This window comes from Methylophaga sp. UBA2513 (assembly GCF_002341285.1).
Lineage (GTDB): Bacteria > Pseudomonadota > Gammaproteobacteria > Nitrosococcales > Methylophagaceae > Methylophaga > Methylophaga marina.
In genome coordinates this window covers 339,185-341,186 of record NZ_DDNT01000021.1, presented here as the reverse complement: position 1 = coordinate 341,186, position 2,002 = coordinate 339,185, and the positions used below count along the sequence as shown (strand labels likewise).

3 protein-coding genes are annotated in these 2,002 nt (G+C 39.0%); 2 read left to right on the top strand and 1 reads right to left on the bottom strand.

The annotated features are described in order from the left end of the window. Window positions 1-117 precede the first annotated feature (117 nt). A complete protein-coding gene (locus tag B3V56_RS14195) occupies window positions 118-456 on the top strand; it encodes a helix-turn-helix domain-containing protein (RefSeq protein ID WP_289282356.1) in 339 nt (112 codons plus the stop codon). A 127-nt stretch (window positions 457-583) separates the two neighbouring features. On the opposite strand, the gene B3V56_RS14190 is transcribed toward B3V56_RS14195, so the two are convergent. Then, a complete protein-coding gene (locus B3V56_RS14190; RefSeq protein ID WP_289282355.1) occupies window positions 584-1,402 on the bottom strand; it encodes a DUF5677 domain-containing protein in 819 nt (272 codons plus the stop codon). Between the two features lie 136 nt (window positions 1,403-1,538). Here B3V56_RS14190 and B3V56_RS14185 point away from each other — a divergent pair, with 136 nt between their 5' ends. Continuing rightward, window positions 1,539-1,922, top strand: a complete 384-nt coding sequence (locus tag B3V56_RS14185) for a 4a-hydroxytetrahydrobiopterin dehydratase (protein ID WP_286304588.1) — start codon at window positions 1,539-1,541, stop codon at window positions 1,920-1,922. Window positions 1,923-2,002: the final 80 nt, after the last annotated feature.

The following is a 2,002-nucleotide window of genomic DNA, read 5'->3' as shown; positions in this document are numbered from 1 at the left end:
CATAATATATATTATGTTAAATAGAATATCTAAGAACAGTAATAGCAATAGATGTGAGTATTTACATGCTCTTATTAAAATTAGCCTCTTCTGGCAGTTGATAAACAGATATTTAAGATGAAAAAGACATTTAGAGAGGCTCGATATGCTGCCAGAATGACAAAGAAACAAGTCGCAGAATATTTGGAATTATCACCAAGAACCGTGGCCCGTTATGAGCAAACATACTGTGCCCCTAAAGTGATTATTGAGTGTCTTTTATTGCTTGGTGGCAAGATGCCAACAATTGGAAGACGTCATTGTTTTGAAGGATGGTCTTTTGGAAATGGTTTTCTTTGGTCACCATCCGGGGAGAAATTTACCAGTGGTGAAATTCTGGCTTTGCATATCAATCAGCAGTTAGTGGATGAACTATATCGAGAGAATATGATACTCAGAAAAACAAAGAAGAAATGATGACTATAAAAAAAGGAGCATTTAATGAGTATAAACGCCCCCTTCTCTTTGTACGTTCAAAATTTAAAATCTGACATTTATTTCGGGTAATCACCCTGCAGATTTTAAAATTTGAAAAATACTGTTTTTAACGATGAGCGACCTTAACAGTCGTGTTTTGCCAGACTTTTTGAACCTGTCGTCTGATTTGTTCAAAGTGAGCGTGTTGTTCAGGCTGTTTGTGTAACTCAAGTATGATGGTGATACCATCAATCAAATAATCAGCCGCATTCATTAATAAACTGGCTAAACGATTGGTGTCTTCTGCACGGGTGGCAATACCAACGATAATTTGATGATCGTCCATTTCCAAGTCTTGTTCGACAGAATGAATTCGGCAATGTACCGTTTCGCTCAAAAACGCATATTCAGTTCGGTATTCGCTCATCAAACCAGCCATTTCAGCTTTGATGGCAGTGCTGACATCACCGCGGTTAATTTCATCAGCACTGTTAATCATGCGTTCCAAATCATTCATTTCAAGTTCTGTCAGGGCATGGACCTCAAGCTGTTTTAGATAAAAACGTGTCAGTACTTCCCTTCTTTGATCGGTGTCGCCATCTGTCATGGCTTCGAGAAAGTCTTCATGACGATAAAACGCTGCCAGATTAAATAAGGTTTCCAGCAAACAGCGTGACATGATTTCTGTTTCGTGGATCATGCCTCGTTCAGCCATTAGCAGAACGGACTGAAAGTGAGACAACATACGTTGGAAATAGAGACTTAAATAAACTTCGCTTTTATCATCAGGACGAATACGGCAATGATTTAAAATTGATTGACCCAGCTGACTTAAATCTTCACAAACAAGGTATTGTGGGGTTTGGTGGATTTCTACACTGAGCGTGCCAGTTCTTGATTGCTCTGATAAAAACCCTGCATCCTTAAAACTTGTTTGCTCTGACATAAATTACCTCGTTGATTGCTTACTGACTCCCTATCTTACGCTTACCTGCTTTGCTTACAAACCCTGATCTGTTTTTGACTCATGATTTCATTTCTGTATAACTGGAGTGGATAGAAATAAACATAAGGAGCTAATTATGGGCTGGCGTGAAGATGGTACTGAAAAAACCTATACAGATGAAGAAGTTGAAGCGCGTTTAAAAGAAGAGCTTCCACATTGGTATTTAGAGAACGGCTGGATACGTCGCAAATATAAAACCAGTGGCTGGAAAAGTACTTTAATGGTAGTGAATACCATTGGTCATTTAGCTGAGGCGGGTTTTCACCATCCGGATTTAACGGTGTCTTATGCCTTTGTTATCGTCAAGCTGACTAATCATGCGGCAAAAGGTATTACCGATAAAGATTTTGAGTTAGCGAAAAAATTTGAAGAAGTGGTGATGTGGCAGCCTGGACTTGATGATGGCGCCTTAGTGGGCACACCTGATGATGCTCGCTTTAAATACATTAAATATGACTAATGGAAAGTTAGATGGATATTGATGAATCGCTGAATGTCTTTGGTGAGAAGTTAGAAAGTTGTAGTGAAGATCCTCTCACA

Bases quoted from the DNA above. Each gene is read 5' to 3' on its own strand.
- B3V56_RS14195 (WP_289282356.1), top strand. From the start codon at position 118: ATGAAAAAGACATTTAGAGAGGCTCGATATGCTGCCAGAATGACAAAG.
- B3V56_RS14190 (WP_289282355.1), bottom strand. From the start codon at position 1,402: ATGTCAGAGCAAACAAGTTTTAAGGATGCAGGGTTTTTATCAGAGCAA.
- B3V56_RS14185 (WP_286304588.1), top strand. From the start codon at position 1,539: ATGGGCTGGCGTGAAGATGGTACTGAAAAAACCTATACAGATGAAGAA.